This window comes from Streptomyces hiroshimensis, from assembly GCF_014650335.1.
Lineage (GTDB): Bacteria > Actinomycetota > Actinomycetes > Streptomycetales > Streptomycetaceae > Streptomyces > Streptomyces hiroshimensis.
On record NZ_BMUT01000006.1, the window covers coordinates 153,909 to 172,806 of the forward strand.

20 protein-coding genes and 1 riboswitch are annotated in these 18,898 nt (G+C 71.9%); of the genes, 9 read left to right on the forward strand and 11 right to left on the reverse strand.

From position 1 onward, the window contains the following. Nucleotides 1-34 precede the first annotated feature (34 nt). A complete protein-coding gene (locus tag IE241_RS15735; RefSeq protein WP_190022356.1) occupies nucleotides 35-1,009 on the reverse strand; it encodes a glucosyl-3-phosphoglycerate synthase in 975 nt (324 codons plus the stop codon). Nucleotides 1,010-1,185: 176 nt separating this feature from the next. Further along, nucleotides 1,186-1,329: riboswitch (SAM riboswitch) on the forward strand. Here IE241_RS15735 and thrC point away from each other — a divergent pair. The 4 genes from thrC (at nucleotide 1,323) to groL (ending at nucleotide 5,682) form a co-directional block, all read left to right on the forward strand. Next, the gene (gene thrC / locus IE241_RS15740) at nucleotides 1,323-2,639 is read left to right on the forward strand and encodes a threonine synthase (RefSeq protein WP_190022357.1); all 1,317 of its coding nucleotides are present in this window, start codon (nucleotides 1,323-1,325) and stop codon (nucleotides 2,637-2,639) included. Its footprint overlaps the riboswitch before it by 7 nt. Nucleotides 2,640-2,740: 101 nt before the next feature. Then, nucleotides 2,741-3,016 carry a MoaD/ThiS family protein gene (locus IE241_RS15745; protein ID WP_190022358.1) on the forward strand — a complete coding sequence of 92 codons (276 nt, stop codon included), beginning with the start codon at nucleotides 2,741-2,743 and terminating at the stop codon, nucleotides 3,014-3,016. Between the two features lie 424 nt (nucleotides 3,017-3,440). Beyond that, nucleotides 3,441-3,647 carry a cold-shock protein gene (locus IE241_RS15750; RefSeq protein ID WP_030367227.1) on the forward strand — a complete coding sequence of 69 codons (207 nt, stop codon included), beginning with the start codon at nucleotides 3,441-3,443 and terminating at the stop codon, nucleotides 3,645-3,647. A 412-nt stretch (nucleotides 3,648-4,059) separates the two neighbouring features. After that, nucleotides 4,060-5,682, forward strand: a complete 1,623-nt coding sequence (groL, locus tag IE241_RS15755; protein ID WP_058045776.1) for a chaperonin GroEL — start codon at nucleotides 4,060-4,062, stop codon at nucleotides 5,680-5,682. Nucleotides 5,683-5,773: 91 nt separating this feature from the next. On the opposite strand, the gene IE241_RS15760 is transcribed toward groL, so the two are convergent. The 3 genes from IE241_RS15760 to IE241_RS15770 are packed head-to-tail and all read right to left on the reverse strand — an operon-like array spanning nucleotide 5,774 to nucleotide 9,352. Next, on the reverse strand, nucleotides 5,774-7,300 hold the full coding sequence (locus IE241_RS15760) for a PTS transporter subunit EIIC (RefSeq protein WP_190022577.1): 1,527 nt from the start codon (nucleotides 7,298-7,300) through the stop codon (nucleotides 5,774-5,776). A gap of 7 nt (nucleotides 7,301-7,307) precedes the next feature. Then, nucleotides 7,308-8,303, reverse strand: coding sequence for an N-acetylmuramic acid 6-phosphate etherase (gene murQ / locus IE241_RS15765; RefSeq protein ID WP_190022359.1), 996 nt, complete (start codon nucleotides 8,301-8,303; stop codon nucleotides 7,308-7,310). A gap of 44 nt (nucleotides 8,304-8,347) precedes the next feature. Continuing rightward, nucleotides 8,348-9,352: a MurR/RpiR family transcriptional regulator gene (locus IE241_RS15770; protein ID WP_190022360.1), complete on the reverse strand. Its 1,005-nt coding sequence runs from the start codon at nucleotides 9,350-9,352 to the stop codon at nucleotides 8,348-8,350. A 54-nt stretch (nucleotides 9,353-9,406) separates the two neighbouring features. Between IE241_RS15770 and IE241_RS15775 the strand changes: the two genes are divergently transcribed. Both IE241_RS15775 and IE241_RS15780 read left to right on the forward strand, forming a co-directional pair. Then, nucleotides 9,407-9,775 carry a DUF8819 family protein gene (locus IE241_RS15775; protein ID WP_190022361.1) on the forward strand — a complete coding sequence of 123 codons (369 nt, stop codon included), beginning with the start codon at nucleotides 9,407-9,409 and terminating at the stop codon, nucleotides 9,773-9,775. 10 nt (nucleotides 9,776-9,785) lie between these two features. After that, nucleotides 9,786-10,052 carry a DUF4031 domain-containing protein gene (locus IE241_RS15780; protein ID WP_168091635.1) on the forward strand — a complete coding sequence of 89 codons (267 nt, stop codon included), beginning with the start codon at nucleotides 9,786-9,788 and terminating at the stop codon, nucleotides 10,050-10,052. Nucleotides 10,053-10,069: 17 nt separating this feature from the next. Here the strand turns inward: IE241_RS15780 and IE241_RS15785 are convergent, their stop codons facing one another. The 5 genes from IE241_RS15785 to IE241_RS15805 all read right to left on the reverse strand — a co-directional run bounded on the left by IE241_RS15785 (nucleotide 10,070) and on the right by IE241_RS15805 (nucleotide 13,207). Continuing rightward, nucleotides 10,070-10,744: an HD domain-containing protein gene (locus IE241_RS15785; RefSeq protein ID WP_190022362.1), complete on the reverse strand. Its 675-nt coding sequence runs from the start codon at nucleotides 10,742-10,744 to the stop codon at nucleotides 10,070-10,072. A gap of 65 nt (nucleotides 10,745-10,809) precedes the next feature. Further along, nucleotides 10,810-11,118 carry a hypothetical protein gene (locus IE241_RS15790; protein ID WP_190022363.1) on the reverse strand — a complete coding sequence of 103 codons (309 nt, stop codon included), beginning with the start codon at nucleotides 11,116-11,118 and terminating at the stop codon, nucleotides 10,810-10,812. Nucleotides 11,119-11,173: 55 nt separating this feature from the next. Next, nucleotides 11,174-11,650: a glycine-rich domain-containing protein gene (locus tag IE241_RS15795; RefSeq protein WP_190022364.1), complete on the reverse strand. Its 477-nt coding sequence runs from the start codon at nucleotides 11,648-11,650 to the stop codon at nucleotides 11,174-11,176. 170 nt (nucleotides 11,651-11,820) lie between these two features. Beyond that, complete coding sequence (locus tag IE241_RS15800) at nucleotides 11,821-12,669, reverse strand: helix-turn-helix domain-containing protein (RefSeq protein ID WP_190022365.1); 849 nt, start codon at nucleotides 12,667-12,669, stop codon at nucleotides 11,821-11,823. A 16-nt stretch (nucleotides 12,670-12,685) separates the two neighbouring features. Next, entirely contained in the window at nucleotides 12,686-13,207 is a 522-nt protein-coding gene (locus tag IE241_RS15805) for a DUF6879 family protein (RefSeq protein WP_190022366.1), read from the reverse strand. Between the two features lie 658 nt (nucleotides 13,208-13,865). Between IE241_RS15805 and IE241_RS15810 the strand changes: the two genes are divergently transcribed. Then, entirely contained in the window at nucleotides 13,866-14,567 is a 702-nt protein-coding gene (locus IE241_RS15810; RefSeq protein ID WP_190022367.1) for a copper homeostasis protein CutC, read from the forward strand. Nucleotides 14,568-14,639: 72 nt separating this feature from the next. Here IE241_RS15810 and IE241_RS15815 read toward each other — a convergent pair whose 3' ends face one another. After that, nucleotides 14,640-15,875: an MFS transporter gene (locus IE241_RS15815; protein ID WP_190022368.1), complete on the reverse strand. Its 1,236-nt coding sequence runs from the start codon at nucleotides 15,873-15,875 to the stop codon at nucleotides 14,640-14,642. 98 nt (nucleotides 15,876-15,973) lie between these two features. On the opposite strand from IE241_RS15815, the gene IE241_RS15820 reads away from it, so the two are divergent. Then, nucleotides 15,974-16,303: an ArsR/SmtB family transcription factor gene (locus IE241_RS15820; protein ID WP_190022369.1), complete on the forward strand. Its 330-nt coding sequence runs from the start codon at nucleotides 15,974-15,976 to the stop codon at nucleotides 16,301-16,303. Between the two features lie 32 nt (nucleotides 16,304-16,335). Here IE241_RS15820 and IE241_RS15825 read toward each other — a convergent pair whose 3' ends face one another. Then, nucleotides 16,336-18,396: a HelD family protein gene (locus IE241_RS15825; protein ID WP_229899308.1), complete on the reverse strand. Its 2,061-nt coding sequence runs from the start codon at nucleotides 18,394-18,396 to the stop codon at nucleotides 16,336-16,338. Nucleotides 18,397-18,724: 328 nt separating this feature from the next. Between IE241_RS15825 and IE241_RS15830 the strand changes: the two genes are divergently transcribed. After that, a complete protein-coding gene (locus tag IE241_RS15830; protein WP_190022370.1) occupies nucleotides 18,725-18,865 on the forward strand; it encodes a hypothetical protein in 141 nt (46 codons plus the stop codon). Nucleotides 18,866-18,898 lie beyond the last annotated feature (33 nt).

Sequence of the window (18,898 nt, forward strand, 5' to 3'; positions counted from 1 at the left end):
GCCTTGCCGCGGGAAGAACCGCTCAAACGTACGCTTACGCGGCGTGCCGCTGCGCGTACTCGGGTATTCCGGCCATCGGCGGCCGCTCCTCCGTGTCCACCGCGTACGTCCGCGGAGCGAAGCCCTCCGCGGTCCGTTCGAACTGCGTCAGCGCAGGTCGCACCAGGTGCCCCCGGGCCAGCCGGAGCTGCGCGGTGCGGTAGATGGCGGCGGCCATCCGGCCCAGCGCCTGCCCGTCCTGGTGGCGGTGCTTGCGCACGCCCACGTCCACCTGGGCCAGCGCCCCCAGCCCGACGGTGTGCAGCGCGTCCACCAGAAGGCCCAGCTCCACGCCGTAGCCGACGGGGAACGGCAGCCGTTCGAGGAGGGACCGGCGGGCCGCGTACTCGCCGCCGAGCGGCTGTACGAAACCGGCCAGCTGCGGCCAGTGCAGATTCAGCAGCGGGCGGGCCACGAGCTCGGTCACGCGGCCGCCCTGGCCCACGGTCCCGGCGGAGCCGGGCACATCGAACTCCGCGCCCAGCGGGCGGTCGTACATCGCCTTGACGAAGTGCACGCCCGGGTCGGTCAGCAGCGGGCCCACGATCCCCGACACGAAGTCCGCCGAGAACTCGCGCAGGTCGGCGTCCACGAAGCAGACGATGTCGCCGGTCGTCGCCAGCAGGGAGCGCCACAGCACCTCGCCCTTGCCCGGCAGCGCGGGCAGGCTCGGCAGCACCTCGTCCCGGTGCACCACGCGCGCCCCGGCCGCCGCGGCGACCTCGGCCGTACGGTCCGTGGAACCCGAGTCGATCACCACCAGCTCGTCCACCAGCGGCACCGCGTCCGACATCAGCTCGCGGCGGATCGTCGCCACGATGGTGCCGACCGTCGGCTCCTCGTTCAGCGCGGGGAGGACGACGCTCACCGTGGTGCCGGAGTCCCGTTTGGCGGCCAGAAGGACGTCGAGCGGACGATCAGCAGCGGACCAGGACCGCTCGGCCAGCCAGCGCTCCACCTCTTCCAGCACGTGTACGACTCCCTGTCTCACAGACGTTCTGCGACGCGTTCTGTGACGCATCTCGCGGTGCGGACGCCCCTCTCAACGGGCCGTCCCTTCCGTTACAGTCTTGAACAACGCGGACCGCCGTCCTATGTCGGGGGTCGCCGCGTGCACAAACGCCTGGGCCTCGCCCAGTGCCATACCGCTCATCCAGAGGGGCAGAGGGACACGGCCCGTTGAAGCCCCGGCAACCCTCCAGCCGGTCTCACCGTTTACGCGGCGAGGCTCCCGGCGGGGAAGGTGCCAATTCCGTCTCGTGGCGACGTTCGCCGCGAGGAAGATGAGGAGAAAGGGCCTCGCCTCCATGGCTGTGCAGTCTGTTGAACCCTCTACCACTTCTGTGGACCTCGGACCCGCCGTGGCACTCTCCTGCCGCGAGTGCGGAGAGCGCTTCGACCTCGGTCCCATCTTCGCCTGCGCCCTGTGCTTCGGCCCCCTCGAAGTCGCCTACGAACTGCCCGCCGGCGGGCCCCGTCAAGCCGCTGACCTGCGCAAGCGCATCGAGGCCGGCCCCGCGAACATCTGGCGCTACGCCCCCCTGCTGCCCGTCCCCGCCGACGTCGCGGACAAGCCGAACCTCAACCCCGGCCTCACCAAGCTCGTCAAGGCCGACAACCTGGCGCGCGAGCTGGGCGTGACCGGCGGCCTGTACGTCAAGGACGACTCCGGCAACCCGACGCACTCCTTCAAGGACCGGGTCGTCGCGATCGCCGTCGAGGCCGCCCGCGCCTTCGGTTTCACGACGCTGTCGTGCTCCTCGACCGGCAACCTCGCGGGGGCGGTCGGGGCCGCGGCCGCCCGGGCCGGGTTCAAGTCGTGCGTCTTCATCCCGCACGACCTGGAGGCCGGGAAGGTCGTGATGGCCGCGGTCTACGGCGGCGACCTCGTCGGCATCGAGGGCACGTACGACGACGTCAACCGCTTCTGCAGCGAGCTGATCGGCGACCCGCTGGGGGAGGGCTGGGGCTTCGTCAACGTCAACCTCCGGCCGTACTACGGCGAAGGGTCGAAGACGCTCGCCTACGAGATCTGCGAGCAGCTGGGCTGGCGGCTGCCGGACCAGATCGTCGTGCCGATCGCCTCGGGCTCGCAGCTCACGAAGATCGACAAGGGGCTGAAGGAGCTCGTCGCGCTGGGGCTGGTCGAGGACCGCCCGTACAAGATCTTCGGGGCGCAGGCGGAGGGGTGCTCGCCGGTGTCGCGCGCCTTCAAGGACGGGCACGACGTGGTGCGGCCGGTGAAGCCGGACACGATCGCGAAGTCCCTCGCCATCGGCAACCCGGCCGACGGGCCGTACGTGCTGGATATTGCGCGGCGGACGGGTGGCGCCGTCGAGGACGTCACCGATGAGCAGATCGTGGATGCGATCCGGCTGCTCGCCCGCACGGAAGGGATCTTTGCGGAGACGGCGGGCGGGGTGACCGTCGGCGTGACGCGGAAGCTGATCGAGAGCGGGCTGCTCGACCCCTCCCTCACGACCGTCGTGCTCAATACGGGGGACGGGCTGAAGACGCTCGACGCGGTGGCGGCGGGGCCCACGGCGACGATCCGGCCGTCGTTGGAAGCGTTCCGCGCCGCCGGTCTTGCTGCCGTCTGACATCTGCGGGCCGGTTGTGCCCACCCTCCCCCAAACTTCGTCCGGGGGTGCCCCCAGCCCCTGCGGAACGACTGCCCACAACCTCTTCGGAAGGTTTTCCCGTGAGCGTTACCGTCCGTATCCCCACCATCCTGCGTACCTACACCGGCGGGAAGGCCGAGGTCTCCGCCGAGGGCGCGACCCTCTCCGAGGTGATCCAGTCCCTTGAGGCCAGCCACACCGGGATCGCGGCCCGCGTGCTCGATGACGCCGGCAAGCTGCGCCGGTTCGTGAACGTCTACGTCAACGACGACGACGTCCGCTTCGAGCAGGGGCTGCAGACGCCCACCCCCGACGGCTCCGCCGTCTCCGTCATCCCTGCCGTCGCCGGCGGCTGAGGTTTCACAGGCTTCTTCCGTAATTGCCGCACGACGTCCCCGGAATCGCCCCGACCGCAGAAGCGGACGGGGCGATTCCGGCTGTTGAGCGCGATACAGTTGAGGCGATCCCCGCCCGGCGTCAGTGCCGAACGCATATGAGAACCCGTCAAGTTGTGCGCGAAGTGTGTGCACGAAATGCCGGGTTGGTTGCGTTATTCCCGGCCCGACTTGCCCTGAAATACCCGGAGTTCAGCCGATTTACTCGATCGGCCATGCCCGGAATTCTCGTCCGAGTGACCTGTTGCAGACGGCATCCGTGCAGATACATTCAGCCGCGGTCGACGCGTTCCGGCGCACACCCACTGGGCTGCCAGGGGGTGAGGTCTGACCCGGGTCCGCGAAGTGCGGTCCTGCGCAAGGGCCAGTAATAGGGGAGTTAGGCATGGCTCAGGGCACCGTCAAGTGGTTCAACGCGGAGAAGGGCTACGGCTTCATCGCGGTCGACGGTGGTGCGGATGTATTCGTCCACTACAGCGCGATTCAGATGGACGGCTACCGCACCCTCGAGGAGGGTCAGCGGGTCGAGTTCGAGATCTCGCAGGGCCAGAAGGGGCCGCAGGCGGACATGGTGAAGCTGCAGCAGGTCTGATCGCGGCGCATCGACCACCGGCTCGCTCGGTTTGCAGAGGGGCTCGCACCCGACGGGGTGCGGGCCCCTCGCGCGTGTGCGGGACACGTGGGGTGGGTACGGCTGCCTGGGGCCCCTGCTCGGCGACCTCGTGGGCGTGACCGTCCCCCCGAGGCGCTTGCGCCCCCGGCTGGCGCCGGGAGGTGCCCCCCTGCCACTTGCGGAGGGTGTAGAGACTGAACCGCTTGCACTCGGGGTGGTCGAGTGCTAATCATTGGGCTTAGCACTCTCCGAGTGAGAGTGACAGATTTGGACCGTCGGTGAGGTCCGCATGCCAGGCGGGGCAAGGAACCGCAGGGTACGCAGGCCGTCCGTCGCGGGCGCCAGTGCGGTCCGGAGCAGTCTCCACCCCGTCCTGGGAGGACCACTTCACATGGCCAAGATCATCGCGTTCGACGAGGAGGCACGGCGCGGTCTCGAGCGCGGGATGAACCAGCTCGCCGACGCCGTCAAGGTCACCCTCGGCCCCAAGGGCCGCAACGTCGTCCTCGAGAAGAAGTGGGGCGCCCCCACGATCACCAACGATGGTGTCTCCATCGCCAAGGAGATCGAGCTCGAGGACCCGTACGAGAAGATCGGCGCCGAGCTGGTCAAGGAGGTCGCGAAGAAGACGGACGACGTCGCCGGTGACGGCACGACGACCGCGACCGTCCTGGCCCAGGCCCTGGTCCGCGAGGGCCTGCGCAACGTCGCCGCGGGTGCCAACCCGATGGCGCTGAAGCGCGGTATCGAGAAGGCCGTCGAGGCCGTCTCCGGTGCCCTGCTCGAGCAGGCCAAGGACGTGGAGACCAAGGAGCAGATCGCCTCCACCGCCTCCATCTCCGCCGCCGACACCCAGATCGGCGAGCTCATCGCCGAGGCCATGGACAAGGTCGGCAAGGAAGGCGTCATCACCGTCGAGGAGTCCCAGACCTTCGGTCTGGAGCTGGAGCTCACCGAGGGTATGCGCTTCGACAAGGGCTACATCTCGGCGTACTTCGCCACCGACATGGAGCGTATGGAGGCGTCCCTCGACGACCCGTACATCCTGATCGTCAACTCCAAGATCGGCTCGGTCAAGGACCTGCTGCCGCTCCTGGAGAAGGTCATGCAGTCCGGCAAGCCGCTGCTGATCATCGCCGAGGACGTCGAGGGCGAGGCCCTGTCCACGCTCGTCGTGAACAAGATCCGCGGCACCTTCAAGTCCGTCGCCGTCAAGGCCCCGGGCTTCGGCGACCGCCGCAAGGCCATGCTCGGTGACATCGCCATCCTCACCGGTGGCACCGTCATCTCCGAGGAGGTCGGCCTCAAGCTGGAGAACGCCGGTCTCGACCTGCTCGGCCGCGCCCGCAAGGTCGTCATCACCAAGGACGAGACGACCATCGTCGACGGTGCCGGTGACAGCGACCAGGTCCAGGGCCGCGTCAACCAGATCCGCGCCGAGATCGAGAACAGCGACTCGGACTACGACCGCGAGAAGCTCCAGGAGCGCCTCGCGAAGCTGGCCGGCGGCGTGGCCGTCATCAAGGCCGGTGCCGCGACCGAGGTCGAGCTCAAGGAGCGCAAGCACCGCATCGAGGACGCCGTTCGCAACGCGAAGGCGGCCGTCGAGGAGGGCATCGTCGCCGGTGGTGGCGTGGCCCTGCTGCAGGCCTCCCAGGTGTTCGAGAAGCTGGAGCTCGAGGGCGACGAGGCCACCGGTGCCGCCGCCGTCAAGCTGGCCCTGGAGGCCCCGCTCAAGCAGATCGCGGTCAACGCCGGTCTCGAGGGCGGCGTCGTCGTGGAGAAGGTGCGCAACCTGACCCCGGGTCACGGCCTCAACGCCGCCACGGGCGAGTACGTCGACCTGGTCGCCGAGGGCATCATCGACCCGGCCAAGGTCACCCGCTCCGCCCTGCAGAACGCCGCGTCCATCGCTGCGCTCTTCCTCACCACCGAGGCCGTCATCGCCGACAAGCCGGAGAAGGCCGCCGCGGCCGCTCCGGGCGGCATGCCGGGCGGTGACATGGACTTCTGATCCGCACCGGATCACTTGTCCTGAACGCTGTACGCCGAGGGCGGCACCCCCTGCGAAGGGGGTGCCGCCCTCGGGCGTACCGCCTTTGTCCTCAGTCGCCGGACGGGCTTTTCTCCCCACCGGCGTTCAGCTCGCGCAGCGACTCGCGGCTCAGGCCGAACGCGTACGTCGCCACGAACCCCGCCGCGTAGCCCACCAGCAGGCCCGCCCCGTAGACCGCCACCGCCCGGCCCAGGCCGTGGCCGCCCTGCAGCAGCGGGAACAGGGCCCAGCCCGACGGGCCGATGGCCGTCGAGCCGACCGTGTCGCCCAGCTGCCCGAGCAGTCCCACGAACGCGCCCCCGAACGCGCCGCCGACGCACGCCGTGACGAACGGGCGGCCCAGTGGGAGCGAGACACCGTAGATCAGGGGTTCGCCGATGCCCAGGAGGCCGGCCGGCATCGCGGAGCGGATCGTCCGGCGCACCGAGGCGTTGTGCGACAGGCGGACGTAGACCGCGAGGGCCGCGCCCACCTGGCCTGCGCCCGCCATCGCGAGGATCGGCAGGAGCACCGTGTGGCCCTGCTGCTGGATCAGGGTCGCGTGGATGGGGATGAGGGCCTGGTGCAGGCCCAGCATCACCAGGGGCAGGAACAGCCCGCCCAGGACGAAGCCGGCCGCCGTCCCGCCGTTCGCGAGCAGCCGGTCGGCGAAGTGGCCGATGGCCGTGGCGGCCTTGCCTGCCGCGTACATCAGCCCGTACAGCGTGACCAGGCCCGCCACCAGGACCGTCACCGTCGGGGTGACCAGCACGTCCAGGGCCTCGGGGACGCGGCGCCGGCACCACCGTTCGACGCGGGTGGCGAGCAGGGCCGCGGCCAGCGCACCGAGCACCCCGCCCTGGCCGGGCATGAGCTTCTCGCCGAACGCCGTCACCCGGTCCACGCCGGGGAAGACGATGATCGCCGCGACGGCCCCGCCCAGGACGGGGGTGCCGCCGAACTCCTTCGCCGTGTTGTAGCCGACGAAGACCGCGATCAGGGACATGAAGCCCGACGCGCACGCGGTCAGCGCGGGGGCCAGCGCGGGCAGCCAGTGGAGGTTGGCGAGCAGCCCGGCCAGGCCCGCCACGATGCCGCAGCCGATCAGGGCAGGGATCAGCGGGACGAAGATCTGGGCGATCCGGCGCAGGAACTCCCTGGCCGGGGTGGCGTTGCGGGCCTTGCGCTCGGCCCGGATCGCCGCGCCGCGCTCGGCCAGCGCCTCGGCGGTGACGGCCCCCGCGGGGACGGCCTCCGCGGGGACGGATTCCGTGGTGACGGCCTCCGCGGTGACGGATTCCGCAGGGCCCGGCTCCATGTGCCGCGCGAGCTCCGGCGCGACCTTGGCCACCGTGCCCGGGCCGAGCACGATCTGGAGGGCCGGGCCGTCCTCGACGACGCCCAGTACGCCCGGAAGGGCCCGCAGTTCGCCGCGCCGGACGGCCGAGGGGTCCCGGACGGTCACCCGCAGCCGCGTCATGCAGTTCTCGACGGACGCGAGGTTGGCGGCGCCGCCGAGGAGGGGGAGGAGCGCGGCCGCGACGGCGCCGCGGCCGCGCTCCCCTCTCGGGCCGTCGTCCGGCGGGTCCGGCGCCATGGTGCGGCTACTCATGTGCCGCGTGGAGCGCCGTGCGCAGATGGCCGCCCGACTCGTCCAGGAGGCGCGCGGCCGTACGCCCGTCGACCCCGCCCAGGACGACGAGGATGGCGTTCTTCACCTCTCCGCCGGTCTCCGTCAGCGCGGCCTCTATCTCCTGCTCGGAGGCGCCGGTGGCCAGGGCGACGATCTGCCGGGAGCGGGCGCGCAGCTTCTCGTTGGTGGCCCGCACGTCGACCATCAGGTTCCCGTACGTCTTGCCGAGCCGGATCATGGTGATCGTCGAGAGCATGTTGAGGACGAGCTTCTGGGCGGTGCCGGCCTTGAGCCGGGTCGAGCCGGTGAGCAGCTCGGGTCCGACGACGACCTCGATGGCGTGGTCGGCGGCCAGGGCGAGGGGCGAACCGGCGTTGCAGGACACCCCGATGGTCAGTGCCCCGGCGGCGCGGGCGTGCTCGACGGCGCCGACCGCGTAAGGGGTGCGGCCGGAGGCGGAGACGCCGACGACGGTGTCGGACGGGCCGACACCGAGCGCCGCCAGGTCGCCCGCGGCCAGCTCCCGGTTGTCCTCGGCGCCTTCGACGGCGGTCACGAGCGCCGTGGCACCGCCCGCGATCACGCCCATGACCTGCGAGGGGTCGGTGTTGAAGGTCGGCGGGCACTCGCTGGCGTCCAGCACGCCGAGGCGGCCGGCGGTGCCCGCGCCCGCGTAGACGAGCCGCCCGCCGCGGGCCATCCGGGCGGCGGTCGCGTCGATGGCGGCGGCGATCTCGGGCAGCCGGGCGGCGACGGCGGCGGGCACGCCCGCGTCCTCGCCGTTCATGATCCTGGCGATGTCGAGGGTGGGCAGCCGGTCGATCTCCGCGAGGTCGGGGCGGAAGGCCTCGGTGGTGAGGGCGGCGAGCTCGGCGCGCAGTGCGCTGCGCGCTTGCGAGGGCGCTGGTGCGGACGGGCCCGTCGGGGTGGCGGCGGATGCGGATGACGACGAAGCAGAAGAGGCCATGGGCGGACGGCTCTTTCCATGCGGGCCGGGCGGGCCGGCTTCGGTCAGCGCGGGGAGCGCGGGGCGTGGCGGTGGGCGAGCGCTTCGTACGAGGCGGACAGGGCCGGCGCCGCGGACTCGTACGTCCGCTGGGCGACGCCGATGAACAGGCAGTCCACCACGAGGAGCTGGCTGGTGCGGCTCGACATGGCCGCGGGGCGCAGCTCGCTCTCCCGGGCGGAGGACGTGGTGAGCACGTGGTCCGCGTACTGGGCGATCCCGCCTTCCGGGCGGCCGGTGATCGCGAGCGTCGTCGCGCCGTGCTCGAAGGCGACGCGCAGCGGTTCGATGACGTCGGTGGTCCGGCCGGAGTGGGTGATGGCGACGGCGACGTCGCCGGCGCGCAGCTGGACGGCGTTGGTGACGGCCAGGTGGGGGTCGGCGGGGGCGTGGGCGATCAGGCCGATGCGGAGCAGCTTCTGGACGAGGTCCTGGCCGACGAGGTTGGAGGCGCCGATGCCGTAGACGTCGATGCGCCGGGCGCCGGCGAGGGCGGTCACCGCGGCCTCCAGCTGCGCGGTGTCGAGGGCGGCGGCGGTGTCCGCCAGGCACTGCGCCTCCTCCTGGGCGAGCTTGGCGACGACGGCGGGCAGCGGGTCGTCGACCGCGATGTCGGCGGTGACGGCCGGGGCGCGGCCGGCCGCCTGTTCCGCGGCGAGCGCGGCGAGGGCCAGCCGCAGGTCGCGGTAGCCCGGATAGCCCAGGATGCGGGCGGTGCGCACGACGGTGGCCTCGCTCGTGCCCGTGCGCTCCGCGAGGCCGGTGACGGTGAGCGCGGCGGAGCCCGCGGGATCGCCCGCCACGGCCTCGGCGACGCGCTGCATCGAGCGGGTCATGGAGGGCGCGAGCGTACGGACCTTGGCGGCGAGGGCGCCGGGGGCGGGCGCGCTGCGGGCGGGCGGCGCGACGGGCGGCGCGACGGGTGGCGTGGCGGCGGGCGCGGTGGGGGCGTCGGCCGGCGCGGGGACGGGACGGTCGCCTCCGGCGGTTTCTTTCAATTTGCTGCTCACCTTTTGAAAGGTATTTTCAGGGTGGTGAGCCGTCAACCGCCCCCGTCCGGGACAATGGACCGTATGGAGCTCGAACAAACGCTGCACACGGCGCGCGCCCTGATCCTCGCCGACCTGGTCGCGGGTGATGTGGCGGAGGCCGACGTCGTCTCGCTCGTCGAGGACGCGGTGGCGCAGCGGCGGTGGTGGGTCGAGCAGTGGCCGGAGGGCGCCGGGTTCGTGGTCGGGCTCATAGCCCAGGACGTCCAGGACGCCCTGCTGGAGCGGTACGGGCGCTGGCCGCTGTGCCCGGTCTGCACCGAATCCGGTGACCTGCACGCCCTGGAGGTCGAGCCGGAGCTGGGGCCCGACCCGCACTGGGCCTGCACCAAGCAGACGGTCCTGGTCGCACCCGTCGGCTCGCTCGCCGACGCCCTGCGGTGAGGCGCCGCCGATGACGCTCTACATCGACCCGCCCGTCTGGCCCGGGCACGGCCGCATGTGGTCGCACCTGATCAGCGATGTGTCGTACGACGAGCTGCACGCCTTCGCGGCGCGGCTCGGCGCTCCCGCCCGCGCGTTCGACCGCGATCACTACGACGTGCCGTCGACGTCCTACGGGGACGCCGTGCGGCTGGGCGCGGTGGAGGCGAGCAGCAAGGAGCTGGTGCGGCTGCTGGTGGGTGCGGGGTTGCGGCGGCCGAAGCACGAGCGGCCGTAGTCCATGCGGCTGCGCGGTCAGCCGGCCAGCAGGTCCAGTTCGGTGCCGAGGTTGTGGCGCGCGACCGCCTCCCAGCGGTCGTAGCCCAGCGGCGTGCGGAAGAGCCGCGGCAGTTCCAGGAGCTGCCGCAGCACGGCCGAGCGCCCCTCGCGGAAGGCGGCGTCCGGCACGAAGCCGTACTCCTCGCGGACGGCGGCGGCGTAGGCCGCGTACTCCTGCGGGGAGCCCGCGAGCACGGCCAGGTCGGCGTCGGAGAGCACTTCGCCGTCCCGGTCGCCGGTGGCGGGGTCGTGGCCCACGGTCAGCCGCACCAGCCGGGCGACCTCGGCCGTACGGGCCGCGCCGACACCCAGCTCGGGCAGGGCGCGCTCGGCCAGGAGCGCGCTGCGCTCCTCGTTCTCGGAGCGGTCCGGGCGGTAGACCGCGTCGTGGAACCAGGCGGCGAGGCGCACGGCGTCCGCGTCGTCGGCGTGCGCGGCCAGCTCGTCGACCCGGTCCAGGACCGCCACGAGATGATCGACGGTGTGATAGCGCCGCTGCGGCTCCGACCAGCGCCGCAGCAGGTCATCGGCGTACGGCCCGGGGTCCGGGGCGCCCTCCGGTGCGGCGGTGCCGCCGCGGGCGCGGTCGACGGTCTCCTGCCAGCGGGTACGCAGGGCGGGGCCGGACGGGTGCTCGATCGTGGCTGCCATGGGGCCAATTGTGGAGCACCGCCTGCCCGCTCGGAGCGGGGGCGGGGTCGGGGGCGGGGGCGGGCTCAGGCGCCGGCTGCCCGGGCACGGGCGCCGGGTGTCAGGGCGCGCACCAGGAGCGTGCCGGTCTTCCATCCGCCGGGCGGGCCGATCTCGTTCGCCAGGGGGTGGCGGAACCCGTGCCGCTTCAGCCGGTCGGCCCACATCTCGGGGGTGTAGTCCCAGCGCTTGACGACGAGCGGGTTCGGGTCGTCGGCCTGGGTGATGTAGGACGCCTGGCAGCCGTAGCAGCCTTCGACTGCAGGGCGCTGGGAGAAGGCCAGCACCCCGCCGGGCTTCCTGCGGGCGTAGGTGTCCCACGCCGTCGTGTTCATGGGCGCGGCCGGCCGCACCACGCGGGTACGGCCGGCCTGGATGCCTGGGCGCTGATCAGCCGGTCTCGGCGGCGTTGTGCTTCGGGCTGTTGTGGCAGTTCGCGTGACACTGCGAGCAGTCGGCGATGTCCAGCTCCGGCCAGAACTCCAGGTCGACGGCGTACCCGGCCGCCCGGATGGCGTCCACGGTCCGGGCCCGAAGACCCTTGCCCCCGCCGTGCTCCTCACGGTCGAGGTAGCCGGGCTGGTGGTGGACGAACTTCCCGAACGTCTCCTGGCAGAAGTCGGCGTACGCCTTGGTCCGCAGGACGAACGCGTGCCAGAAGTCGTCCACCAGCGGGGAGGGGCTGAGCGGCTTCTCACTGGCCGCGCCGGCGGCAACGAACGCGAGCATCTGGCCCACGCCCGGGTGGGCCATGCCCGCCGGGATGTGGTCGTACTTGGCTCGCACGTCGGCGGCGATGGTCTCCCGCAGCTCCGCGCTGACCAGGGTTCCCGCGTCGATCGCGGGCCGTTCCTCGACGATGATCACGTCTTGCCTCCTCGGAAGGGTGGTGCGTGGACGTGAGCCCTCTCCGGTCACTCGACCCGGCCATGGGTGAGGACACCGACCGGGCATCGGCTCTCTGCTGCTTGCCATGCCGACACGCTAGGAAGCCGGGCCCACCGGCCCCAACAAAGTTCTATGAAGTTCCACGCGAGCTACCCGAGCGCGTCAACGGCGGCGGTGATGAGCGCACGGGCCTTGGCGCCGTACACCGCCAGCTCCGCCATCTCTCCGAACGCCTTGAGGTACTGCCCCACCTCGGACGGCGCCGTCACGTTCACCTGCGCCGTGAGCAATTCGACCTGCGCCATTTCCTCGTCGTAGATGCTGAATGTCTCGATCATCCACATCCGGCGAGAGGCGGAGAACGGGATCACGCCCAGGGAGACCGACGGATACGCCATCACGGACAGCAGGTATCCGAGCTGGCCCGCCATCGTCTCGGCGTCGCCGACGCGGTGCCGCAGGACCGACTCCTCCATCAGCAACGCGAAACGGTGATTGCCTTCGCGAACGACGTGTGACCGGGTCAGCCGCGCTTCGACGGCCTCGGCCACGTCATCGGGTGTGCCGTGGAAATCGGTGATCGCGCTCAGCAAGGCTGTGGCATAGGCGTGAGTCTGAAGAACGCCGGGCACGACGTTGGAGCAGTAGACGCGGAAGGCCCGCGTGCGCTCAAAAAGCGGCACGTAGGACTCTTGGAGCCGGCGCAGGCCGGTGCGCTGAACCCGCCTCCACTCCACGTACATGTTGTCAGCGAAGCGGGAGGCGGCGATCAGGTCAGCGGCTGCGTCGTCGACTCCGCATGCGGCGCACCATGCGCGTATGTCGGCGTCGGACGGTGGCGTGACGGCGTTCTCCAGGCGCGAGGCTTTGGAGGGGTACCAACCGGCCCGCTGGGCAACCTCCTTGGCTGTCAGGCCCGCGTCGCGGCGGATCTCCCGGAGGCGGTCACCAACGGCCTTCCGCGCCGCCGCGACGCTGCTGGATGGGGGTGTAGGCATGATCTAGCTGTGCCGCTCAGACCCGGTACTCCTCGTGGGGCGTCGCCCGGTTCCACACCGAGTCGAACGCCGTGGCGCACAGCTTCGCCACGGCAGGCCGCTCGTCCAGTTCCGGCCCGGCCGAGCCGCCATCGCCGGTGAAGTGGTTCCACATGATGATCTCGCCGTCGAACAGCCAGAAGTCATTGCCCGGCAGAGCGAGGTCCGACGCCTTCCGGCGGGGAAGCCAACGGACCAACTCCCCCGCCGCGATGTTCTGATACGTGCAGCCGTGCTCGTACCTGATGTAGTCGCTCACCGGCTCCGAGACGACGCGGGCGCGACGGAACACGAATCCGCGCTCGACGGCGTCCCGCACCATGGTGTGAAAGTCGTTCCACCACGTCTCGGGTTCCGGCGACGGCCGCCATCCTGAACGCCATGCTTCGAATTCTGCGGCCTCTTCGCCGATGCCGTACGAATCGCGCGTCTCAAGATGAACAGCCGAGTGCCGGGTTTTCGCCAGTAGATCAGCGAACGCCGAGTCGGTCTGCGACATCACAAGCCTCCCTGATGGCGGGCGCCATGCGGATGGGCAGCCTCACCACCGCTTCACTGTCCGGAACCGGCCCCGACTCCAGGCACTGGGCCGGCAGCGCTTCCCCCGCCTTCCAGCCTTGGACGACGATCTCCTGCGCCTCGCTGTCGACCCAGACCGTGGGGCCACTGAGTTCCGTTGGTGTCCGGGTCCTTCGCGATGAACAGCAGCGCCATGACAGCCTCCGTCGGTCTGCCGGTTCTACGGACGTCTACGAGGCTCGCCGTCGACGCGTGCCGCGTCAAGGGGACGGCAGGCCCGGGAAGTTGAAACGTCGGGGGCGGATCCCCGCTTCGGTGTCAGCGCCTCGCAGGCCCCGCGGCGGGTAGGCCGGGACAGCTTGAAGATCACGATCGCACCGCACTCACCTGCGCGAACGGCCTCCGTGGGCGTGCCATGGCAGGGGTGGACGATGTCGGGGCCATAGCCGCCGGGGCCCGCGTCCTCAAGGTGCCCGGCGTGTACCCGGCCGGGCCGTGATGCCACGAACGCCCCGCAGGACTTACGCTTGCTATTGGACTAGACCTGTTGTCGTCTTCGTGTGCCGCGACTGATGGGCGTAAGGGATTGCACGCACGTTGCACAAGTTACGTGTGTTACTGGAGAGGAAGGGTGTCACGTGAGTAACGGTGCAATCTTGGAGGTGATCGCGCTCGATCCGCGGGACGCGGTGGCGGCGCAGGACGGCGGGGCGGACCGCCTCGAACTGGTTACCGACATGGCTGCGGACGGGCTCACCCCGTCCCTGGAGACCTTCACCGCCGTGCGGGACGCCGTCGGCATTCCCGTGCGCGTCATGCTGCGCGCCACCGACGGATTCTCCGCGGGTGACGCGGCCGCCCTGGCCGCCCTGTGTGATGACGCCCGCGCGCTGGTCGCCGAAGGGGCCTCCGAGTTCGTCTTCGGCTTCCTGACCGACGACGGCCGCGCCGACCTCACGGCCGTGGCCGCGCTCGCCGACGCGATCGGGCCGCGGGCCCGCTGGACGTTCCACCGGGCCATCGACCGGGCGGCGGACCGCGATGCGCTGCGCAAGCAGCTCGCCGACCTGCCCGGCCTCGACACGTACCTGACGGCCGGGTCCGCCTCCGGTGTCGACGACGGCCTCGCCGCGCTGGTCGCGGAGGCGGGGCGGGCCGACGAGCCCGGCTACGAGCCGCGGATCATGGTCGGCGGAGGGCTGCAGCTCAAGCACCTGCCGGTGCTGCGCGGGGCCGGGATCTCCGCCTTCCACATCGGGGGTGCCGCTCGGCCGGACGGGTGGGGCGGGCCGGTGGACGCCGGTGCTGTGCGGACGTGGCGGGAGGCGCTGGACGCGTAGCGCCCAGCGCCTGGCGTGCAGCGCGTTCCGGGCTCCGCCCCGGACCCCGTCTCGCGCTGAACGCGCTCGTCCTCAAACGCCGGACGGGCTTGATTCTTGCCGGGACCGGCTTTCAGCTGCGGGAACGGCCTCGGTTCGCATACGGGCCGTTCCTGCCGCTGCGGGAGCCTTCGCCGCCGGCCTCGTCGTCGCTGCCGCCAGCCACAGCGCCACCACCGCCAGCGCCGACGCCCCCAGCGGGAACCAGCGCTCTCCCAGGAGGGCGATCGCCAGGCTGCCCGCGCCGCCGCCCGCGGCCGTGCCCAGGTACAGCGCGCTGCTGTTGAGGGAGAGCAGCAGCGGTGCGTCGGCGGGGCGCAGGGAGGCCAGGCGGTGGGGCTGGGCCACCGAGATCGACCAGCCCGCGAGCGGCACCGCCAGCGCGTAGACGAGCGCACCCGGCATCGTGAGGCCCAGCCACGGCAGCGCTGCGAAGAACACCACCGAGATCACGCTGCCGACCAGCAGGACCTTCCGTACGCCCCAGCGGTCCACGACGTGGCCCCCCAGCCAGCTGCCCGCGACCGAGGCGACGCCCGTCACCAGCAGGATGGTGCTGAGCTTGTCCGCGTCGCCGCCCGTCGCCGGGTGGACGGCCGTGCCCAGGTAGATGTAGACGGACTGGAAGGACAGGAAGAAGGCGAAGGTCGTCGCCGCGGCGGCCAGCACGCGCTTGTCGCGCAGCGGTGCGAGCCGCTCGCGCAGGCCCGCCGCCTGGGCGGACGCGGGCAGTTCGCGGAGGAAGGCGGCCAGGCCCAGCAGGGCCACGGCGCCGAGTGCGGTGACGAGCCACATGGTCGCCCGCCAGTCCGCCCGGCCCACGTAGGTGCCGAGCGGCACGCCCAGGGCCGTGGCCGCGGTCATCCCGCCGAGCACGGTCGCAAGGGCCCGGCCGCGCCGCTCCGGCGGGACGAGGGCGGTGGCGGCCGCGCTGGCGTTCGGGGTGTAGAGCGCGGCTCCGGCGGCGGCCAGGACGCGGGTCGCGAGGAGCGTCGGGTAGTCGGGGGCGAGGGCGCTCAGGGCGTTCGCGGCGGTGAAGACGGCGAGCGCCGCGAGCAGCAGGCGGCGGCGCGGCCAGCGGGCGGTCGCGGCGGCGAGGAGGGGCGCGAGCAGCGCGTACGAGAGTGCGAAGACCGTCACCAGCTGGCCGGCCGCCGGGACGGAGACGCCGAGGTCGCCGGCGATCCGGCCGAGGATGCCGGCCATGACCATGGTGTCGGTGCCCACGGCGAAGGTGCCGAGGGCTAGTAGGAGCAGTCGCAGGCGCACAGGATCCCCCCGAGTCGAATCGTTTGATGCTCGCCAAACAATTGGTGATGGGTGGATAATTGTCAAACAGTTGTCGGGGGGTGAGGAGGGAAGAGCACATGCCGGACGAGTGGCTGCCGCAGCCCGCGACCGAGGACATCCGGCTGGTGAGGGTGCTGCACGCGCTCGGCGACCCGGTGCGCCTGCAGCTCCTGTCGGTGTACTTGAAGGGGCAGGAGTTCGCCTGCGACCTGGGCGGACTCGGCCTCGACCACCTGCACAAGTCCACGGTGTCGCACCACATGAAGGTCCTGCGCGAGGCGGGCGTGACCTCCACCCGGGTCTCCGGCCGCAACCGGTTCGTACAGCTGCGGCGCGCGGATCTCGACAAGCGGTTCCCCGGGCTGCTGGACGCCCTGCTCAGGGGGTTGGAGGGGGAGGCCTCGTAAGGCCCGGCGGGCGGGCCTTACTAAGGCTGCGGTTAACCCAACTGCCCCGGCAGCGGCTCCGCATGAAGGACCGTCAGCCCAGACACCGCTCGCGTCAGCGCCACGTACAGCCGTCGCAGCCCCGTCCGCTCGTCCGGCTCGCCGGAGACGACCGCCGCCGGCTCGTCCAGGACCACGTAGTCGTACTCCAGGCCCTTCGCCAGCGAGGCCGGCACCAGCGTCAGGCGGGCCTGCGCCGTCGTCTCCTCGCCCGGGGCCAGATACGGCATGCCCGCCTCCGTCAGCAGCGCGCCCAGGGCCTCGATCCGGGCGTCCGCCGCGATCAGACCGATCGACCCCTCCCGCTCCAGCGACTCCCGGCAGGCGGCCACGACCGCCGCGTCCAGCTCCCCGCCGGTCACCGCGCGCACCGAGAAGTCGCCCGCCGCCTCGCGGACGGACGTGGCCTCGGCCAGGCCGGGCGCGATGGCCGGCAGCAGCCGCGACGCGTAGGCGATCACCTCGCGCGGCACGCGGAAGCCCTGCGTGAGCTCCTCCACCGCCGCCTCCGGCTTGCCGAGGTGCGCGAGCGCCTCCTCCCAGCTGGCCGTCGCCCACGGCGTCGTGCCCTGCGCGAGGTCACCGAGGATCGTCGCGGAACCGGTCGTGCAGCGCCGGCCCACCGCGCGGTACTGCATGGGGGAGAGGTCCTGGGCCTCGTCCAGGACCACATGGCCGAGCGACGGCGTCCGCGCCACCAGGTCCGCCGCCTCGTCGACGAGCACCGCGTCCGCCACCGACCACTTCGCCGACTTCACGCCGCGCGCCGGCTTCGCCCACAGGATCTCCGCCTGCTCCTCCGCCGAAAGAACCCCGTCCGCGTGCTCGGCCAGGAACTCCGCGTCGGACAGCAGCCGCAGCACCAGCTTCACCGGATCGACCGCGGGCCACACCGCCTTGACGGCCGCCTTCACGGCGGCGTTGCGCGCGACCGCGTCCTGCACCCGGTCGTCCGGCGCCTCGCCCGCCTGCTCCATGCGGACGAGCACGGCGTGCGCGATCCGCTGCGGCAGGGCCTCGCGGGCGGCGCCGTAGCGGATGTCGCGGCCGAGCAGCTCGCGGACGATCTCCTCGATCTCGTACGCCGGTACGCGCCAGCGCCGCGAGCCGCGGACGACGACCACGGACTCCTCCGGCATCGTCACCCCGGAGCGCACCGCGCGCCGCAGCACCTCCGCCATGCGGGCGTCGCCCTTGATACGGGCGGCCTCGGCGCGGTCCGTGCCGCGCACCTCCACGTGCGCGACGAGGTCGTCGACCGTCGCCTGCGCCACGTTCAACTCGCCCAGCGCGGGCAGGACTTGCTCGATGTAGTGCAGGAAGGACCGGTTCGGGCCGATGACCAGCGTGCCCGTGCGGGCGAGGCGCTCGCGGTGCGCGTAGAGCAGGTAGGCCACACGGTGCAGGCCGACCGCCGTCTTCCCGGTGCCGGGAGCACCCTGCACGCACACCGTGCCGCCGATCCCGGCGCGCACGATCTCGTCCTGCTCCGGCTGGATCGTGGCCACGATGTCCCGCATGGGGCCCACGCGCGGCCGCTCGATCTCCGTCTGCAGCAGCCTGCTGGCCTGATCGGCACCGGACGTGTCGGTGAGGTCCTCGTCCTCGTACGCGGTGAGTTCGCCGCCCGTGTAGCCGAAGCGGCGGCGCATCCGCACGTCCATCGGCTCCTTCTTGGACGCCCGGTAGAACGGCTGCGAGACCGGCGCGCGCCAGTCGATCACCATCGGGTCGCCGTCCGCGTCGTGCACGTGCCGGCGGCCGATGTAGAACTGCTCGCCCTCGGCCCCTTCGGCCTGATCCGCGCCCGGCGCGTGCGTGTAGTCCAGCCGCCCGAAGAACAGCGGGGTGTGCGCGAGGTCGGCCAGCGCCGTGATGCGGTCCTCGATCTGCCGCTCCAGGACGGCGGCGTTGACCCAGTTCGCGGTCACGTCCTTGATGTCCAGGGCCTCGACGTCGGCGCGCATCGCGCGCAGGGCGGCGCGGGAGGAGGAGAGGTGGGTGCGCTCCCGCTCCAGGGGGTCGTTCGCGTTCGATACGTGTGGCGCGGGCACGGCAAAGCCTCCAGGCGTACGGCGGAACGAAACGAGTGGAAGCCGCCGGTTTCCGTCCGGACGGCGGCCGCGCTCCGTGCGGCGGCGGACGCTGCGGGAGGCGGGCGGGAAGGGGAGATTCTAGTCAGCGGGCCGGGGGCGCGCGAGCGATTTTCCCGCGCCCCTGGGGTGGGCCCTGGGGTGGGCCCCAGGGCCCACCCCAGGGTCGTCCTCAGGGTCGGCCTCCACCTCCCGTAGGACGCCATGATCCTGGGGTCGTACGCGCGGGCCTGCGCGTTTACACCGGCAGGCCGATGTCCGGGGCGCTGCCGGACACCATCATGGAGACATGAACACAGCAACCATGAACACGGACCCCACCACCGGCGAATCCCCCCTCGCCCACGCCCTCCGTGCGATCAAGGCCTTCGCCGGCGCGGCCGTCAGCGTCGTCGTCCTCGGCCAGTACGCGGACGACCGCAAGGCCTGATCCCGGCCCTTCCGTAACGTCGTCCGGCTTGCG

Excerpts from the sequence above, each read along its gene's own strand:
- thrC (WP_190022357.1), top strand. The coding sequence starts at position 1,323 with ATGAGGAGAAAGGGCCTCGCCTCCATGGCTGTGCAGTCTGTTGAACCC.
- IE241_RS15750 (WP_030367227.1), top strand. The coding sequence starts at position 3,441 with ATGGCTCAGGGCACCGTCAAGTGGTTCAACGCGGAGAAGGGCTACGGC.
- groL (WP_058045776.1), top strand. The coding sequence starts at position 4,060 with ATGGCCAAGATCATCGCGTTCGACGAGGAGGCACGGCGCGGTCTCGAG.
- IE241_RS15760 (WP_190022577.1), bottom strand. The coding sequence starts at position 7,300 with ATGGCGCCGGACCCGCCGGACGACGGCCCGAGAGGGGAGCGCGGCCGC.
- murQ (WP_190022359.1), bottom strand. The coding sequence starts at position 8,303 with ATGGCCTCTTCTGCTTCGTCGTCATCCGCATCCGCCGCCACCCCGACG.
- IE241_RS15775 (WP_190022361.1), top strand. The coding sequence starts at position 9,407 with ATGGACCGTATGGAGCTCGAACAAACGCTGCACACGGCGCGCGCCCTG.
- IE241_RS15780 (WP_168091635.1), top strand. The coding sequence starts at position 9,786 with ATGACGCTCTACATCGACCCGCCCGTCTGGCCCGGGCACGGCCGCATG.
- IE241_RS15785 (WP_190022362.1), bottom strand. The coding sequence starts at position 10,744 with ATGGCAGCCACGATCGAGCACCCGTCCGGCCCCGCCCTGCGTACCCGC.
- IE241_RS15790 (WP_190022363.1), bottom strand. The coding sequence starts at position 11,118 with ATGAACACGACGGCGTGGGACACCTACGCCCGCAGGAAGCCCGGCGGG.
- IE241_RS15800 (WP_190022365.1), bottom strand. The coding sequence starts at position 12,669 with ATGCCTACACCCCCATCCAGCAGCGTCGCGGCGGCGCGGAAGGCCGTT.
- IE241_RS15805 (WP_190022366.1), bottom strand. The coding sequence starts at position 13,207 with ATGTCGCAGACCGACTCGGCGTTCGCTGATCTACTGGCGAAAACCCGG.
- IE241_RS15820 (WP_190022369.1), top strand. The coding sequence starts at position 15,974 with ATGCCGGACGAGTGGCTGCCGCAGCCCGCGACCGAGGACATCCGGCTG.
- IE241_RS15830 (WP_190022370.1), top strand. The coding sequence starts at position 18,725 with ATGAACACAGCAACCATGAACACGGACCCCACCACCGGCGAATCCCCC.